This window comes from Pseudomonas fluorescens, from assembly GCF_902498065.1.
Taxonomy (GTDB): domain Bacteria; phylum Pseudomonadota; class Gammaproteobacteria; order Pseudomonadales; family Pseudomonadaceae; genus Aquipseudomonas; species Aquipseudomonas fluorescens_BJ.
Genome location: NZ_CABVIR010000026.1, coordinates 1 through 533, shown reverse-complemented (window position 1 = coordinate 533; position 533 = coordinate 1). Strand labels below are relative to the sequence as shown.

At 62.5% G+C, this 533-nt stretch carries 2 pseudogenes; both read right to left on the bottom strand.

The features are described 5' to 3' along the window. Positions 1–152: pseudogene (locus F8N43_RS29200) on the bottom strand (4-carboxymuconolactone decarboxylase); the annotation flags it as partial. Between the two features lie 10 nt (positions 153–162). Next, positions 163–533 (bottom strand): annotated as a pseudogene (locus F8N43_RS29195) (3-oxoadipate enol-lactonase); the annotation flags it as partial.

The following is a 533-nucleotide window of genomic DNA, read 5'->3' as shown; positions in this document are numbered from 1 at the left end:
GTCCAGATGTCGCCCCATGCGTGGCGGGTGATCATCTCCTGGAATTCCGAGTTGAACTCGGTCAGCGTGGTCAGGCTGCGATCAACGTGGGCATCGCCCAGCACCGCGCGGCGGACTTGCATGCCTTCGTCGTAACGTTGTTTCTCGTCCACAAAATCTTCCTCACTGAGCCTGCAAAAACGCCAGCACACGGTCGCTGAAATCGGCGCCGGCCTGCACGTTGGACAAATGCGCCGCATGGAACTCGGCGTACTCGGCGTCGCGCACATGGTCGCGAATGAAGTGCCCGCCGGACGGCGGCGTCACCGCATCTTCGCTGCCGGCAATCACCAGCAACGGCACGTTGATCGAAACCAGTTGCTCGCGGAAATCCGCATCACGCACCGCTGCGCAGTTAGCCGCATAACCTTGCGGCGAGGTGGCCGCGAGCATGTCGGTAATCTGCTTGGCCGCTGCCGGATGAGCAGCCGAAAAGTCCGGGGTGAACCAGCGGGCAATCGATGCATCACGCAGGGCCACCATCGCTGCCGCAC